Source organism: Mycobacterium sp. 852014-52450_SCH5900713, assembly GCF_001667075.1.
GTDB lineage: Bacteria > Actinomycetota > Actinomycetes > Mycobacteriales > Mycobacteriaceae > Mycobacterium.
The window spans coordinates 1-16215 of sequence record NZ_LZIL01000030.1; the positions used below are offsets into that span (position 1 = coordinate 1).

General features: G+C 69.7%; 16 protein-coding genes, 1 tRNA gene and 1 pseudogene. 5 read left to right on the forward strand and 13 right to left on the reverse strand.

Going from position 1 to position 16215, the window contains the following annotated elements; all coding sequences use genetic code 11:
* The 3 genes from A5773_RS06570 to A5773_RS06580 all read right to left on the reverse strand — a co-directional run.
* Nucleotides 1–695, reverse strand: a 695-nt coding sequence (locus A5773_RS06570) for a DUF222 domain-containing protein (RefSeq protein WP_156744770.1), incomplete at its 3' end; no start/stop codon positions are given.
* 52 nt (nt 696–747) lie between these two features.
* Nucleotides 748–1278: a YbhB/YbcL family Raf kinase inhibitor-like protein gene (locus tag A5773_RS06575; RefSeq protein ID WP_066957055.1), complete on the reverse strand. Its 531-nt coding sequence runs from the start codon at nt 1276–1278 to the stop codon at nt 748–750.
* Nucleotides 1279–1307: 29 nt separating this feature from the next.
* The gene (locus tag A5773_RS06580) at nt 1308–2672 is read right to left on the reverse strand and encodes a M20/M25/M40 family metallo-hydrolase (protein ID WP_066957052.1); all 1365 of its coding nucleotides are present in this window, start codon (nt 2670–2672) and stop codon (nt 1308–1310) included.
* A gap of 97 nt (nt 2673–2769) precedes the next feature.
* Here A5773_RS06580 and A5773_RS06585 point away from each other — a divergent pair.
* The 5 genes and pseudogenes from A5773_RS06585 to A5773_RS06605 form a co-directional block, all read left to right on the forward strand.
* Nucleotides 2770–2855 (forward strand) — tRNA-Leu (locus A5773_RS06585).
* Between the two features lie 199 nt (nt 2856–3054).
* Nucleotides 3055–4716, forward strand: coding sequence for a PP2C family protein-serine/threonine phosphatase (locus A5773_RS06590; RefSeq protein ID WP_066957049.1), 1662 nt, complete (start codon nt 3055–3057; stop codon nt 4714–4716).
* A complete protein-coding gene (locus A5773_RS06595) occupies nt 4713–5807 on the forward strand; it encodes a cobalamin-dependent protein (protein ID WP_156659741.1) in 1095 nt (364 codons plus the stop codon). Before A5773_RS06590 ends, A5773_RS06595 begins: the two co-directional genes overlap by 4 nt.
* Nucleotides 5804–6169, forward strand: a complete 366-nt coding sequence (locus tag A5773_RS06600) for an STAS domain-containing protein (RefSeq protein WP_066957047.1) — start codon at nt 5804–5806, stop codon at nt 6167–6169. The genes A5773_RS06595 and A5773_RS06600 overlap by 4 nt, the downstream gene beginning before the upstream one ends.
* A gap of 37 nt (nt 6170–6206) precedes the next feature.
* Nucleotides 6207–6887, forward strand: a pseudogene (locus A5773_RS06605) (phosphoribosyltransferase); the annotation flags it as partial.
* A gap of 3 nt (nt 6888–6890) precedes the next feature.
* Here A5773_RS06605 and A5773_RS06610 read toward each other — a convergent pair.
* From A5773_RS06610 to murG, 10 genes are all read right to left on the reverse strand, one after another.
* The gene (locus A5773_RS06610) at nt 6891–7217 is read right to left on the reverse strand and encodes a hypothetical protein (RefSeq protein WP_066957041.1); all 327 of its coding nucleotides are present in this window, start codon (nt 7215–7217) and stop codon (nt 6891–6893) included.
* Between the two features lie 95 nt (nt 7218–7312).
* Nucleotides 7313–8122 (reverse strand): DivIVA domain-containing protein, encoded by an 810-nt coding sequence (locus A5773_RS06615; protein WP_066957039.1) that lies wholly within the window; start codon nt 8120–8122, stop codon nt 7313–7315.
* A 261-nt stretch (nt 8123–8383) separates the two neighbouring features.
* Nucleotides 8384–8674, reverse strand: a complete 291-nt coding sequence (locus A5773_RS06620; RefSeq protein ID WP_007170773.1) for a YggT family protein — start codon at nt 8672–8674, stop codon at nt 8384–8386.
* Nucleotides 8675–8820: 146 nt separating this feature from the next.
* On the reverse strand, nt 8821–9462 hold the full coding sequence (locus A5773_RS06625; RefSeq protein ID WP_066957036.1) for a cell division protein SepF: 642 nt from the start codon (nt 9460–9462) through the stop codon (nt 8821–8823).
* Nucleotides 9463–9524: 62 nt separating this feature from the next.
* Complete coding sequence (locus A5773_RS06630; RefSeq protein WP_066957033.1) at nt 9525–10307, reverse strand: YggS family pyridoxal phosphate-dependent enzyme; 783 nt, start codon at nt 10305–10307, stop codon at nt 9525–9527.
* 5 nt (nt 10308–10312) lie between these two features.
* Entirely contained in the window at nt 10313–11017 is a 705-nt protein-coding gene (pgeF, locus tag A5773_RS06635) for a peptidoglycan editing factor PgeF (protein ID WP_067790194.1), read from the reverse strand.
* Between the two features lie 101 nt (nt 11018–11118).
* Nucleotides 11119–12270: a cell division protein FtsZ gene (ftsZ, locus tag A5773_RS06640; RefSeq protein ID WP_066957092.1), complete on the reverse strand. Its 1152-nt coding sequence runs from the start codon at nt 12268–12270 to the stop codon at nt 11119–11121.
* Between the two features lie 222 nt (nt 12271–12492).
* Nucleotides 12493–13473 (reverse strand): cell division protein FtsQ/DivIB, encoded by a 981-nt coding sequence (locus tag A5773_RS06645; protein WP_156744774.1) that lies wholly within the window; start codon nt 13471–13473, stop codon nt 12493–12495.
* Nucleotides 13470–14930, reverse strand: a complete 1461-nt coding sequence (gene murC / locus A5773_RS06650) for a UDP-N-acetylmuramate--L-alanine ligase (protein ID WP_067263349.1) — start codon at nt 14928–14930, stop codon at nt 13470–13472. The genes A5773_RS06645 and murC overlap by 4 nt, the downstream gene beginning before the upstream one ends.
* On the reverse strand, nt 14927–16003 hold the full coding sequence (gene murG / locus A5773_RS06655) for an undecaprenyldiphospho-muramoylpentapeptide beta-N-acetylglucosaminyltransferase (RefSeq protein ID WP_231989189.1): 1077 nt from the start codon (nt 16001–16003) through the stop codon (nt 14927–14929). Before murG ends, murC begins: the two co-directional genes overlap by 4 nt.
* Nucleotides 16004–16215: the final 212 nt, after the last annotated feature.

The following is a 16215-nucleotide window of genomic DNA, read 5'->3' on the forward strand; positions in this document are numbered from 1 at the left end:
GGCGCGGCCAGCTTGGCCAGCACCGCCTCCCAGGTGGCGCGGGCCTCGGGGGTGAGCCAGCCGCTCAGCTTGGACATGCCGTCGGCCTGCTGACAGCCCAGCACCAGCCCCCGGGCCCGCGCCCTGTCGGCATCGGTGTAGTTGCCGTCGGGATTGAGGCAGTCCGTCAAGTGGCGGGCGAGCCTGGCGAGTTGATCGGGGCGATAGTGGGTGGCCTGCGACGCAAGGTGTTTCTCGGCCTGCTCCCGAGTGTCGATGTCGACGGATTCCGGCAGCTGGTGGAAAAACCGCCGGACCACCGCCACGTGATCGGCCCCGATCGCCCCGGCGCGCTGGGCCGCGGCCGTGGCGGGCAACACCGGTGCCAACGGCTCACCGCTCAGCGCCCGGCGCGGCCCTAAGTCGGCAGCCTGCGCGATGCGGTGGCCGGCCTCGCCGCGAGTGATGTGCAGCCGATCGGCCAACGCCCACGACAGCTTGCCACCCAACTCGGCCGAATCAGCCTGCTCGGCAACCTGATTGATGAGCTGATAACTCGGTGTCTGCAGCCGGCGCGTCTCACACTCCAGGATCTCCAATAATCGCAACCGCTCTGGAGTAGTCAGCGCCTCATACGAATGCCCGAGGATGCGGGAGACGACCTCACTCAGCGCGGCGTAATCCGCCGCGATGTCCTGACGATCACTCGAACGCATGTTCGAATACTACGACCGCCCACCGACAAGACGGTCGGCGTAGGACGAGTGGCTACTTCTGTTCGTAGATGCCGTGAATAACGGCGCGCGCGATCGCGTGCTGGAACAGGTTGAAGCCGAGGTAGGCGGGGCTGGCGTCCTCGCCGAGGTCCAGCTTGTCGACATCCACGGCGTGCACCGCGATGTAGTACCGGTGCGGACCGTGCCCGGGCGGCGGCGCCGCACCGATGTAGCGGCGCATGCCGGCGTCGTTGACCAGCGTCAGCGCGTCGTCGGGCAGGTCGCTCCCGTCCCCCGCGCCGGCGGGCAGTTCGGTGACGTCGGCCGGCAGGTTGGCCACCGCCCAGTGCCAGAAGCCCGAGGCCGTCGGCGCATCGGGGTCGTAGACGGTGACGGCGAAGCTGCGGGTCTCCCCCGGGAATCCCGACCAGCTCAACTGCGGGCTGACATCTTCTCCACCCGCGCCCATGATCCCGCTGACCTGCGGCTTTGCCAGAGACTGGCCGTCGGTGATCGAGTCCGATGTCAGGGTGAACGTCGGCAGCTGCGGCAGCGCGGCGTACGGGTCGGGCGCGGTGCTCATGAGCGATCCTCTCGTTACGTGTCGTGTCTTCAGCAGTGTGTCAAGAAGTGTGCCAGCACTTCGGTGCCGAACCTCAGCGCGTCAACGGGTACCCGCTCGTCGACACCATGGAACAACGCGGTGAAATCGAGGTCCGGCGGCAACCGCAGCGGGCTGAAACCGAAACAACGAATACCCAAGCGCGCGAACGATTTTGCGTCGGTGCCACCGGAGAGCATGTAGGGAACCGTGCGGCCGTCCGGGTCCAGCGCCAGCACGGCGGCGTTCATGGCGTCCACCAGGTCACCGTCGAAGCTCGTCTCATACGACGAGAAGTCCTTGATCCACTCCCGTGTGACGTCCGGGCCGAGCAGTTCGTCGACCTCGGCCTCGAAGGCCTCCTTGCGGCCCGGCAGGATTCGGCAGTCGACCACTGCTTCCGCGACGGCCGGGACGACGTTCGCCTTGTACCCGGCCTTGAGCATCGTCGGGTTCGCGGTGTCGTGCAGCACGGCCTTGAGCATGCGGGCCATCGGGCCGAGCTTTTCGACCGCCCCCGCCAGGTCGCCCGACTCGACGTCGAACGTCAGCCCGGTCTCGTCACTGACGGCCGCCAGGAACTGCGCGACGGTGTCAGTCAGTACGAGGGGAAACTGGTGCCGGCCCAACCGGGCGACCGCCTCTGCGACGGCGGTGACAGCGTTGCGGTCATGCACCATCGATCCGTGCCCGGCCGGGCCGCGGGCGGTCAGCCGCATCCAGGACAGACCCTTCTCGGCGGTCTCGATCAAATAGAGCCGGCGTTCGCCCCCGTCGCGGCGGGGCACGGTCAACGAGAAGCCGCCCACTTCGCCGATCGCCTCCGTGACGCCCTCGAATAGGTCGGGCCGATTGTCGACCAGCCATTGCGCCCCGAAGGTGCCGCCGTGTTCCTCGTCGGCAAGGAAGGCGAACACCAGATCCCGTGGCGGCACGATCCCGGCCTGCTTCAACCGCCGGGCCACCACGATCATCATGCCGACCATGTCCTTCATGTCGACCGCTCCGCGGCCCCAGACGAACCCCTCCTTGACCGCACCGGAGAACGGGTGCACGCTCCACTCGGCCGGCTCGGCCGGCACCACGTCGAGATGGCCGTGGATCAGCAGTGCGCCGCGCGAGCTGTCGGCGCCCGCGAGGCGGGCGATCACGTTGCCGCGGCCCGGGGCACCCGATTCCACGTATTGGGGCGCGTACCCGACCTCGGCGAGCTGCTCGGCGACCCACTGCGCACACTCGGCCTCGCCCCGCGTGGTCTCCGGTTCGCCGGTGTTGGTGGTGTCGAATCGGATCAGCCTGCTGACGACCTCGACCACGTCGTCACTCGGGCCGGTCGGGAACTCGGTCTGGGCGGTCACAACCACCTTTCCTACCATTGCCGGGGCCGCCGGGCTCGATGCTGAGCGGCCCGGCTGGGTTGGGCGCGCGTGAGACAATCCGATAGCCTTAGCTGCCAACCCATGCGGTTGGTTTGTCCGAGTGGCGGAATGGCAGACGCGCTAGCTTGAGGTGCTAGTGCCCTACTAATGGGCGTGGGGGTTCAAGTCCCCCCTCGGACACGCATGGCGCACGGTCGCTTCTCGCCTCGGAGTCGGGAGAGCGGGCCGTGTAGAGTTTGCGCTATTGGGGTCGAGAAATGGCCCTCCGCTGCACGTGCGACGCACGGCCAGTACGAACGGCCCTCTCCCGCAAGCCAATACGCCCAGAGTCGGCGCAACGTCAGCAAGATCAACCATTCCGCGTTGACAGGTCAACCGCATGCATGATGGTGCCCACGTAGGCGTCGAGATCGACCTCGACGCGTTGTGGGCGGCCGTGCCCTGCCCCACGCTGGTCATCGATCGCGAGGGAGTCGTGCGGGCTCTGAGCGGGTCGGCCCAGTCCCTGCTGCCGGGCGCGACGCAGGGCGGCCGGATCGACGAGTCGGTTGACTGGCTGTCGCGCGCACATCATCGTCTCGTCGAGCTTGAGCCCGGGGCGGTCGATCGGGACGCGTCCGTCGTCTCGGGAGGGGTGGGGAGCCGAAAATTCGACGCGCACGCAGCGGTTCTGCCCAGCGGCGAGGTGGCGTGGTCGCTGGTCGAGGACACCGGCCAGTTGTTGCGGGAGGCCCAAGAAGCGCTGGCGCGCGAGCAGGAACGCACCGCGATCCTGCTCGAGGCGTCTTCCGTGTTGACCGCGGCGCTGAACGTGGACCGCTGCCGGGAAGCGACGGTGCAGATGGCCGCCCGGCACCTGGCGGACGCGGCGGTGCTGGTGGCCCCCGCGGGCCGCGGCCGGCGGCTGCCGGTCTTCTACAGCAGCGCGGCCGGGGCCGTGGAGCAGTGCAGCGTCGACGCCGACCCAGCGGTGGTGGCGGGTTTGAGCGAGGCACTGCACGGGTTTCCGCCCGTTTCCTCGGGCTGGATCGATCCCGTGACAGTACCCGATTGGCTTGTGCCTCAACACTTCTCGGGACCGGTGGGGTCCGTGATGATCCTGACGCTGCCCGGGCACGGGGTTTCGGCGGGGGCTCTGGTGTTGCTGCGACGCACCGATCGGCCGGTGTACAGCGCGGACGAAGAACTCTTCGCCGGCCTGTTCGCCGCCCGCGCCGGGGCGGCGTTGTCCGCCGCACGCCTCTACGCCGAACAGGCCGCCATCACCCGCACCCTGATGCGTGACCTGTTGCCTCCCCCGCTGCATGGGCTGCACGGCATCGAATTCGCCGGCGGCTACCGGGCTTCGAAGGATTACGAGGTGGTCGGGGGCGACTTCTACGACTTCCATCCCGCCGCGCGCCCCGAGGACGAGACGCTGGTGGTGCTGGGCGACGTGTGCGGTAAGGGGCTCGAGGCCGCCGTGATGACCGGCAAGATCCGCAACACACTGCAGGCCCTGACGCCGCTGGCGCAGGACCACGAGAGCGTACTCACGCTGCTCAACCGCGCCATGTTGTCGTCGGACCACACCCGGTTCGCCACTTTGGTCCTGGCCTCGGTCGCCTACCGGGACGGCCAGGTGGTGCTCCGGTTGACCTGCGCCGGGCATCCGCCGCCGTTGATCGTGCGCGACGACGGGCAGGTGGAAGAGGCCAACACCAAGGGCACGCTGGTCGGCGCGCTGGAGCGCATCACTGTGCAATCGTTTGAGACTTCCCTGGCGCCGGGCGAGACGTGCGTGCTGTACACCGATGGCATCACCGAGGCCCGCGGCGGTCCGCTGGGCAGTGACTTCTTCGGTGAGCAGCGCCTGGCGGCAGCACTGACCGGATGTGCCGGAATGCCGGCCGAGGCGGTCGTCGAACGCGTCCTGATGCTGGCCACGCAGTGGGTGGGACAACGCGTGCACGACGACATCGCGGTCGTGGCGATCACCGCCCCGCAGCGCACCCACCTCAGCGCCGTCGACGGCCACACGCGGGGCAGGTACGTGGCATGAGGTCCTACGACACCGATATGACCGCCCCACGCGCTACCGGTGCCGCCGACGAACTGGTGATCCGCGAGCGGCTCTGGGGAGCCCTCGCCGACCGCGACGAGTACGCGGCGGCAGCCAGCGTGTTCGCCGCGATGGATGCGGGCATGACGCACGAGGACGTGCTGCTGGAGGTGATCGCCCCCGTCCAGCGCAAGGTGGGCACCGAATGGGCCGCCAACCGCATCAGCGTCGCGCAGGAGCACGCGGCCACGGCCATCAACGACCGCGTCATCGCCGCGCTGGCCCACCACCCGGCCGGCAAAGTCCCGACGCACGGCGGCCGGCTCGCTCTGGCGTGCGTGGACGGCGAGTGGCACGCTTTGCCCGCCCGGCTGCTGGCGGAGGTCCTGCGGCTGCGTGGCTGGCAGGTCGACTTCCTCGGAGCGCAGGTCCCGACCCCGCACCTGATCGCCCACCTGCACCAGCACGGACCCGACGTCGTGGCGCTCTCCTGCTCGATCCCCACCGGGCTGCCCAACGCGCACGCCGCGATCATCGCGTGCCAGTCCGCCGGTTTCCCCGTCCTGGCCGGCGGGGCCGCGTTCGGCCGCGACGGCCGTTTCGCCCGGCAGCTGGGCGCTGACGCGTGGGCACCCGACGCGCGAACCGCTGACGAACGCCTGCGCCGCGAATTCCCCGCCGTTCGACGCACTTTCAGCCGCCAACCGGTCAGTGACCTGCCCCATCTGGCCGACCAGGAGTACACCATGGTGAGCCGGAGCGCGGGTCAGCTGGTCAAGTCCACCGTCACCGATTTGGAGGACCGCTTTCCCGCCATGCGCGCCTACTCCGCGCCGCAGCGCCAGCACACCGTCGAGGACGTCGCCCACATCGTCGACTTCCTCACCGTGAGCCTGTACACCGACGACGACGCGCTGTTCGCCGACTTCATCACCTGGACCGCCGACATCCTCGCCGCGCGGGGCGTTCCGGCGGCATCGCTTCACCCCGTGTTGGATTTGCTGGATGCGCAACTCAAGGAGTTCCCCCGCAGCCAGCGCTTGCTGCGGACAGCAAACGATGCCCTCGCCGCCGCCGGAGCGTCCCGATGAACCTGTTCCTGAGTGTCGCCACGACGGGACGATCGGCCTGCGTGCAGATCTCCGGCGACCTGGTCTACGAAACCGTCGACGCCATGGTCGACGCCGCCGGTCAACTACTCGGCCGGCAGCCCGCCCTGGCTGACCTGCATCTCGACCTCTCCGGACTGGCCTTCTGCGATTCCGCGGGTCTGTCCGCCCTGCTCCTGGTCCATCGACGCAGCTGTCAGGAGGGCGTGCGTCTACACCTGGACAACCGACCGCGATTCCTCGATCGCATCCTGGACGTGACCGGTACGTTCGAGCATCTCGTCACCGCGTCCCGCTCCGATGTGGGGACGGCGAGCCCGGACCGGCGCGACCGGGTTCGCTGACCGGCGCGGCCGCCACGAAACGCCGTAGGGTGGAACGCGACCGATGACACCCAATGGATTCCTCCGGCGCACTGCGACGCGCACGTTCCGCGACCGTCGCGAGGCCGGTCACGCGCTCGCCGAGCAGCTCATGTCCTATCGCGACAGGGATGACGTGCTGGTCTTCGGACTGGCGCGCGGCGGCGTCCCCGTCGCCTGGGAGATCGCCGCCGCGCTGCACGCCCCCCTCGATGTGTTCCTGGTCCGCAAGCTCGGGGTGCCACGCTGGTCGGAGCTCGCGATGGGCGCCGTGGCCAGCGGAGGCGGCGTCGTGATGAACGACGACGTGGTGTCCAGCCTGCACATCACCGACGAAGAGGTGCGCGAGGTGATCGAGAGCGAGACGGCCGAGCTCGCCCGCCGCGAGGACGCGTACCGGGGCGGCCGCCCGGTGGCCGACCCGCGCGGCAAGGTGGTGATCCTGGTCGACGACGGGATCGCCACCGGCGCAAGCATGCTGGCCGCCGTCCGAGCCGTGCGAGCCGCCGGTCCCAGATCGATAGTCGTCGCGGTCCCGGTGGGGCCGCCGTCGACCTGCCGTCAGCTCGGGCTCGAGGCCGACGAGGTGGTGTGCGTGACGATGCCGCCCGGATTCGAAGCTGTCGGCCAGGTGTACGGCGATTTTCACCAGGTCAGCGACGACGAGGTGCGCGAGACGCTCGCCACGCCAACCGGCTGAGTACTACTTGGCGGCCTCGTCGCCGCGGCCCTCGGCCGGCACCGCCGACTCTTCGGTCGCCTCTGCGTCAGCTTCGCTGGATTCCTGCGGGGCGTCCTCGGGGTAGTCGACGGCCTCGTCGCCGGCCTCGGCCTGAACCTCGTCCTCGTGCTGGGCTGCTCCGCCCGCGTCGCGCCGCTGCCGCTCCTGCAGCGCGTCGATGATCAACAGCACCACCCCGAGCACGCTGGCGCCGATGCACACCCAGGCCACCAGCTCGTTGCTCGTGACCACGGCGAACACCAACGCGACGAGCCCGACCAGGGCCAGTACCAGCGCAATGATCAGCATCGGTCATCCTCCAAGCGGCGAGCGGGCAGCCAGTTCGTGTGCAGGTCTAGTGTGCCAACCGCGCAGCTTGGCGAGTGTCCGGCACGCCTGTGAGGCTAGTTGTTACCCCGATTAAATTGGTCGAATCCGCCTGCGTCGGCGCTGGAGTCGACGGGCGCCGCCGATCCGCGCTGGCCGAGCTCTTCCAGCTGCGATTCCAGGTAGGTCTTGAGCCGGGTCCGGTACTCGCGTTCGAAGGTGCGCAGTTGCTCGAGGCGGCCTTCCAGGACGGTGCGCTGCTGGTTGATCGTGCCCATGATCTCGGAGTGCTTGCGTTCGGCGTCGGCCTGCAGGGCGTCGGCCTTCTCCTGGGCCTGACGCAACTGGGTCTCGGAGCGGGTTTGCGCATCCGCGAGCATCGCGTCGGCGCGCTGCCGGGCCTCGGTGACCGTGGTCTCGGCGGTCTGGCGGGCCTCGGTGAGGATCTGGTCCGCGTTGGCGCGGGCGTCGGCCAGCATCTTGTCCGACTCCGCCTTGGCCGTGCTGGTCAGCCGGTCGGCGGTGTCCTGGGCCAGGCTCAACACCCGAGCGGCCTTCATGGCCTGTTCCTCGTTGCTCGCCGCGGAAGGGGCGGGTGCGGCGGGTGCGGCGACCGGTGCCGCCTTTGGCGCCGGCTCCGGCTCGGGGACGGGGATCGCCTGGGTGGGTGCGGCCGCGGGAGCTGCGCTGGCGCCGCCGCCGGCAGCAAGCTCCTGGTCCAGCTCCTCGATCCGCTGACGCAGATCGCTGTTCTCTTCGATGAGCCGCGTCAGCTCGGCCTCCACCAGATCGAGGAAGGCGTCGACCTCGTCTTCGTTGTAGCCCCGCTTGCCGATCGGTGGCTTACTGAACGCCACATTGTGGACGTCGGCTGGTGTAAGCGGCATTGTTTCGTCCCCTCAAGTTCCTGTCTAACGTTCTGGAAAGTGTAGAACGCAGTGGTAGCCGTCGTGCAACTGCCGTCCATCCTGTCACACCAGGCGCGACCGTTGCTGTTTAGGCCAATAAATAAGAACCAATTTCAAACACTCAGGGCAATAAAATCCGAAACCTTAGAATTTTTAAATCGCGGGCACCAAACCGAGGCTAAAACGTGGCCGAACCGTCTCCGGGCTGGAAGGCGGCCCCCGCCGGCGCGCCGGATCGGCCTACGCCGCGGCGCCGAAGGCCAGCTGCATGCCGATGAACGCGACCAGCAGCAACACCATGATGGACAGGTCGAAACGGACCGCCCCGATGGTGAGCTGCGGGATCAACCGCCGCAGCAACTTCACCGGCGGATCCGTGATCGACATGATGATCTCGAGGATCACCACCGTGATGCCGGTGGGATGCCAGTCACGGCTGAACGAGCGAATGAACTCGACGACAACCCGGGCGATGAGCAGCAGCCAGAAGATGAAGAGCGCAAACCCAAGGATCTGAAAGAACAGCACCAACTGAAGAGCCCCGACCTTACCGATGAGATGTCAAGCGCCGCGGGCTTTCGCGGCGCCTGCCAGCGTACCGACTCCGGTCCTCGGGCCACATCGCAGCCGGTCCGGCCACCGAAGCGGCGCCGAACCCGGCGCCGCTCAACCGCGGGTTATTGGTAAGCGTAGAAACCGGTTTCGGCGATCCGGCGACGCTCCTCGGGGGAGACATCGACGTCCGCGGGCGAGAGCAAGAACACCTTGGTCGCCACCTTGTCGAAGGAGCCGCGCAACGCGAAGGCCAATCCGGCCGCGAAGTCGACCAGCCGCTTGGCGTCGGCGTTGTCCATGGACACCAGGTCCATGATGACCGGGGTGCCGTCGCGGAACCGCTCGCCGATGGTGCGCGCCTCGCTGTAGTCCTTGGGCCGCAGCGTGGTGATCTTCGAGAGCGGGTGGCCCTCTTCGAACATCATCGCCATCCGGCGCGGGTCCATCGCCAGCGCGCCGCGGGTGGAGTTGCGCAACCAGGATCCGAATCGCGGCCTACCCATATCGGGCCGCTCGAACTCGCGGGGGTGGACGGCGCCGTAGCGCGGCTCCTCCCCGTAGCCGCCGCGGTAGCCGCTCGGCGGCGGGTAGTCGGCGGGCTCACGCGGGTCGTCGTAGTCGCGCCCTTCGTAGCGGCCGTACCCGTCGTCGAAACGCGGCCGCGGAAAACCACGCGAGGGTGCGTGGTCGTCGTAATACTCGTCGTCGTAGTCGTCCATCGGGGCCATACCGAAATAGGCCTTGACTTTGTGCAGTGTGCTCATTGCGTTGACCCCTTCTAGCCCCTGATGCTTGGTGTCAGTGATGAAGATGTGACTACAGTGACTTAATACGGTGACGGTAGCGGCCGGGGACCCAATAGCGCGGTACCGACACGCACACACGTCGATCCGTGTTTGACGGCAATTTCGAAATCGTCGGACATGCCGGCCGACAGGCCGACGGCGTTCGGATGGGATTCCAGGACGCGCAGGTGCTCGGTCCGCAGGCGCTCGAAGGCCGCGTCGGGACTCGAGCCCAGCGGCGGAATGGCCATCAGACCGGCCAGTTCCAGGCACTTCGCGTCCTCGGTCTGCGCGCACAATTGGTCGAGCGCTCCCGGCGCCGAGATGTCGACGCCGCCCCGCGTCTCGTCGCCGTCGAGGCTGACCTGAACGTAGACCCGCATCGGATCGGAGCGGCGGCCCTCGGCCAGGGCCGCCGACACGCCCCGATCGAGCGCGGTGACGAGGTGGGAGCTGTCCACCGAGTGGGCGGTGTGCGCCCAGCGGGCAACCGACCGGGCCTTGTTTCGCTGAATGTGGCCCACCATGTGCCAGCGCAGGGCCGGTACGTCCGCCCGCGACGCGGCCGCCAAGAGTTTGGTGACTTCGCTCACTTTTGCCGACGCTTCCTGATCCCGCGATTCGCCGACGGCCCGGCAACCCAATCGCGACAAAGTCACGACATCGGTTGCTGGAAAGAATTTGGTAATCGGCAGAAGTTCGATTTCACCGACATTGCGACCCGCCGCTTCCGCAGCCGCCGCAAGGCGCGAACGCACGGCCGCTAATGCGTGGGTCAATTCCGTTTCGCGGTCGCTGTGGCTCTCCGGTGCCCGACCCCCCATCGCAGTCACTCCATCCACACCAGCGAGGCCAGCCGCCCGGTTGGGGCACTCCGGCGGTGACTGAACAACGTCGGGTCGGCCACGGTGCACCGCGGATCGATGTCGATGGCCGTGACGCCCAATTGCTTTAGCTGGCAAGTGATTCCGGCCCGAAGGTCGAGTCCGGGGGTGCCCACCCCGGTCGTGGTGCGGCTGCCGGGCAGCGCGACCTCCACCTCGTCGGCCATGGCCGCGGGCACCTCGTAGTTGCGCCCGCTGACCGCCGGGCCCAGCAGGGCCGAGATGTCCTCGACGTGCGCGCCCAGCCCCAGCATCGCCTCCACGGTGCGGGCCACCACCCCGAGCTGGGCGCCCACGCGGCCCGCATGCACCGCCGCGGCCACACCGGCGCGCGCGTCGCCCAACAGCACCGGCACACAGTCGGCGGTCACGACAGCCAGCGCCAGCCGCGGGGTGCTGGTCACCAACGCGTCGGTGCCGTCGACGGCGCTCCGGGGCCCGTCGACCACCTCGACGCGATCGCCGTGGACCTGGTTCATCCACACCACGCGGTCGGGACCCAGGCCGATGGCGGCCGCCAGCCGCTCTCGGTTGGCAGCCACCGCCGCCGGATCGTCGCCGACGTGGTCGCCCAGGTTGAAGGTGTCGAACGGTGGTCCCGAGACACCGCCCGCGCGGCTGGTGGTCACCCGCCGGATGCGCACGCTCACCTTTTCAGTATCCGGAGTGCACTGCCTGCCAGCGAACAGCGCCATCCCGCCCCTATGTTTCTTGGCCGGTTTGTCGCGCACTGGCAAGCAAATCGAGACCCTCAGCGGCGCATGAACGGCGGTACGTCGACGTCGTCGTCGTCACCGCCGATGTTCAGCGTGGCGCCGTTGGTGTGGACCGGCACGCTGACCGCGTCGACGGGTTCGAACAGGGTCGAGGTGAGCTTGCCGGCCTTCGCAGACTCGATCCGGTGCGCGCCGCCCTTCTCCGCGGCAGTGCCACCCACCACGGGCTTGCGGCCGGCGCCGGCGGCGTCGAAACCCGCCGCGATGACGGTGACGCGCACCTCGTCACCCAGCGAATCGTCGATGACCGTACCGAAGATGATGTTGGCGTCCTGGTGGGCGGCGTCCTGCACCAGCGAGGCCGCCTCGTTGATCTCGAACAGGCCCAGGTCACTGCCGCCGGCGATCGACATCAGCACGCCGTGGGCGCCCTCCATCGACGCTTCCAGCAGCGGTGAGTTGATCGCGATCTCGGCCGCCTTGAGCGAGCGTCCTTCGCCGCGCGCGGAGCCGATGCCCATCAGGGCCGTGCCCGCACCGGACATGATGCCCTTGACGTCGGCGAAGTCGACGTTGATCAGGCCGGGCGTGGTGATCAGGTCGGTGATGCCCTGGACGCCGTTGAGCAGCACCTCGTCGGCGCTGCGGAACGCATCCATCAGGGACACGGCGGCGTCGCCCATCTGCAGCAGCCGGTCATTGGGGATCACGATGAGGGTGTCGCAGCTCTCGCGCAACGAGGAGATGCCGCTCTCGGCCTGGTTGCCGCGCCGCTTGCCCTCGAATGAGAACGGGCGGGTGACCACGCCGACGGTCAACGCACCCAGCTTGCGCGCGATGCTGGCCACGACCGGCGCGCCGCCGGTGCCCGTCCCGCCGCCCTCGCCGGCGGTGACGAACACCATGTCCGCTCCGCGCAGCAGCTCCTCGATCTCGTCCTTGGCGTCCTCGGCGGCCTTGCGGCCGACCTCCGGGTCCGCGCCGGCACCCAGCCCGCGCGTGGAGTCGCGGCCGACGTCGAGCTTGACGTCGGCATCGCTCATCAACAGCGCCTGCGCGTCGGTGTTGATCGCGATGAACTCCACGCCCTTGAGGCCCTGCTCGATCATTCGGTTCACGGCGTTGACGCCGCCGCCACCGATACCCACGACCTTGATCACGGCCAGGTAGTTATGCGGGGGGGTCATCATTCGTTTTCCTCCCTGGTGGGCTCAGTTCTGCGCGACGGGTTTCCTCCCGAGCGTCCGCGGGCCTCCCTGGCAAACCCTCAACCTCAACCATAGAGTTAGAGTTATGTCAAGTAGTTCCGCGCAACCAGAACGGTATGGGTATGGCGCGCCCTAACCCCGCAGGCGCGCCGACGCGCCGCCCGCAAATTTTTTCTGTTACGGCGGTCACACGGGGCGTCGTTACTTCACCGTGGGGAGGTCGGGGCTCGAGACGTCATAGGTCCGCCCGGGCTGGGTCAGCAGCGCGGCCAGCTTCTCGGCCTTTTCGTCGGTGCGATCGGTTGTCCCCCAGATGACGACGCGGCCGTCGCCGAGTGTGAGCGTGATCGAGGCCGCCGAGGGGGCCGCGACCCGGCCCACCTGGCCCGCGACCTCGGGCCGCAGCGCGGTCAGCACCTGCAGCGCGGCCTTGGTCGCCGGGTCGTTCGGGCCAGGGTCGGCGACGTCGAGGTACGGCAGCGCCGGCGGCGGCGGCCCGGTCGCGAAATCGACGCCGTCACGGTCGAAGAGGTGCGGGCCGTCCGGAAAGTCCTTCACCGCCACCGGAACTCGCTCGACGATGGTGATGCGCAGCGCCGAGGGATACTGCCGCTGCACCCGCGCGCTGGCCACCCGCCGGATCGCGGCCACCCGGTCGGCGACCTGGTTGGTGTTGATCTGCAGCAGCGGCGTCCCCGGCCGCACCCGCGCCGCGTCCAGCACCTCTTCCCGGGTCACCACCCCGGTGCCGACCACGACGATGTTGCGGGCCGACATCGCGGGCGTGAAGTAGAGGATCAGCGCGAGCCCGATCCCGAGGACGACCAGCAACACCGTCACCAACAGCATCTTCAGGCCACGGACCACGCCCCGGGCGGCGGGTTTGGGCTCGTCGAGCGTGCGTCCGCTCACCCGGCGCTTGGCCTCGCGGCGGGCTTCCTCGATCGCGGTGGCGCGCTCCTGCGCGGCGCGGCGTTCGGCTCGTTCGCGGCGCGCCCGCCGGCGTGGTCCCTCGAATTCGTCCGGGGCGACCGGTGTTTCGACCCCGGGCCCCCCGACGAACAGCGGCTCGGTGACGTCGTCCCCGGCGGGCTCGCCCACGTGCAGATTGCCCGCGTCCTCGGCCGACCGCTCCGCGGCCCGCATCGTCGCCGGGTGGTCGGCGTCGTTCGGCTCGGTCATCGCAACACCCCCGGCCGGCCGGGCGCGCTGCGGTTGTCCCTGTCCCGCAGCGCGGTCACGATCTCCGGCCCGAGCAAGGTGACGTCGCCCGCGCCCATGGTGACGATGACGTCGCCGGGGCCGGCCTCCGCGGCCACCTGCTCGGCGACGGCGGAGAAGTTGGGCAGGTAGCGCACCGGCGCGCTCACGTGCTCGGCGACGCTGGCGCCGCTCACACCGGCGAGCGGTTGCTCGCGCGCGCCGTAGACATCGAGGACGAACACCTCGTCGGCCGCATCCAGGGCGTGGCCGAACGCCACGGCGAATTCCTTTGTGCGCGAATACAAATGGGGCTGAAATACCACCAGGCTACGGCCGCCGCCGCCCTGCTCGAGGACCGTGCGGACCGCCGCCAGCGTGGCGCTGATCTCGGTGGGATGGTGGGCGTAGTCGTCGAAGACGCGCACCGAGCCGGCGTTGCCCACGAGTTCGAACCGGCGGCGCACCCCCTCGAAGCCGGCCAGCCCGTCGAGCACCGCGTCGACCGGGGCGCCGATCTCGATCGCCGCCAGCAGCGCGCCCAGCGCGTTGAGCGCCATGTGCCGCCCGGGCACCGACAGCCGCATCACCCGGGGATACTTTTCGCCCGCCAGCTGGACGTGCGCGACCGCCTCGGTGCCCTGCTGCTCCCAGGACAACAGGGTGGCGGCGTGGTCCTCCGCCGGCGCGGATCCGTAGCGCAGCACCCGGATTCCCAGCTCGGCGGTGCGCTCCGCCAGCGCGGCAGCGCCCGGGTCGTCGACGCACACCACCAGCGCTCCCCCCGGGGCGAGCCGCTCCACGAAGGCGTCGAACACCCCGACGTAGGCGTCGGCGCTGCCGTAGAAGTCCAAATGATCGGCCTCGATGTTGGTGACCACCGCGACGTCGGGCGTGTACTCCAGCAGCGAGCCGTCGCTTTCGTCGGCCTCGGCCACGAAGCAGTCGCCGCTGCCGTGATGGGCGTTCGTTCCGGCCTCCCCCATCTCGCCGCCGACCGCGAACGACGGGTCACGTCCGCAGTGCTGCAGCGCCACGATCAACATCGACGTCGTCGTGGTCTTGCCGTGCGTGCCGGTGACCATCAGCGTCGTGCGCCCCTCCATCAACCGCGCCAGCACCGCCGGCCGCAGAATCACCGGGATGCCGCGCCGCCGGGCTTCGACGAGCTCGGGGTTGGTCTTCGGGATGGCGGCGTGGGTGGTGATCACCGCGGTCGGGCCGCCCGGCAACAGGTCGAGCGACGAGGCGTCGTGGCCGATGCGGATTGACGCGCCCCGGGCCCGCAACGCGTGCACGCCGCGCGACTCCTTGGCGTCCGATCCGGATACCAGCGCGCCGCGGTCCAGCAGGATGCGGGCGATGCCCGACATGCCGGCGCCGCCGATGCCCACCATGTGCACCCGCTGCAGCTCGGGCGGCAGCTGTTCGGCGTTCACCGTCGCCCTCCCGCCGCTGCCTTCCTGGCAATGTCCAGCGCCGCCTGTGCCACTTGCCGCGCCGCGTCGGGGTGCCCCACGCGCGCGGCGGCCGTCGTCATCGCCGCCAACCGCGGCGGGTCGTTGAGCAACCCGGCCACCTCGCGGGCGACCAGCTCCGGCGTCAAGGCGGCGTCGGCGACCACCATGCCGCCCCCGGCGTTGACCACCGGCAGCGCATTGAGCCGCTGCTCGCCGTTGCCGATCGGCAGCGGGACATAGATGGCCGGCAGGCCGACCGCCGAGACCTCGGCGACGGTCATCGCGCCCGACCGGCAGATCGCCAGGTCGGCGGCGGCGTAGGCCAGGTCCATCCGGTCGAGATAGGGCACCGCCACGTACGGCGGGTCACCGGGTTGGCTCTCTCGCAGCTCGAGGGTGTTTTTTGGTCCGTGCGCGTGCAGCACCGACACGCCCGCGGCGGCCAGGTCGGCGGCGGCCCCGGACACGGCCCGGTTCAGCGACACGGCGCCCTGCGAGCCGCCGAACACAAGCAACACCCGCGCGTCGTCGGCGAAGCCGAAGTGCCTGCGCGCCTCGGCGCGCAGGGCCGCGCGGTCCAGCGAGGTGATGGCCTCCCGCACCGGTATCCCGACCACCTCGGCGCGCGGCAGCCCGCAATCGGGCACCGCGGAGAGCACCCGGTCGGCACGGCGGGCGCCGACCCGGTTGGCCAGCCCGGCGCTGGCGTTGGCTTCGTGGATCAGCACCGGGACGCGGCGCCGGCGGCCGAGACCGCGGGGAATCCCGCGGGCTGCGAGGTACGCCGGTAGCGCCACGTATCCGCCGAAACCGATGATGACGTCGGCGTCGACCGCTTCGAGCACGGCCCGCACCTCCCGGACCGCGCGCCATACTCGCGGGGGCAACCGGGCCAGGTCGCCGCTGGGCTTGCGCGGCAGCGGCACCGGCGTGATCAGCTCGAGGTGGTAACCGCGCTCGGGCACCAGCCGGGTCTCCAGCCCGCGGTGGGTGCCCAGCGCGGTGATGCGCACCTGCGGATCGAGCGCGCTGAGCGCGTCGGCCACCGCCATCGCGGGCTCGACGTGACCGGCGGTGCCCCCGCCGGCCAGCACCACCGACAGCGGCTTGAGGGGCTTAAGAGCCGACAACGCGGCACCGGCGGGGGGGGGGGGGGGGCCCCCCCCCCCCCCCCCGCGGGGGGGGGGGGGGGGGCGCCCCCCAGGGAACTAAAAAAAAAGCCCCCCGCCCCCGGGGGGGGGGCGGGGGCGGGGGGCGGCGGGCC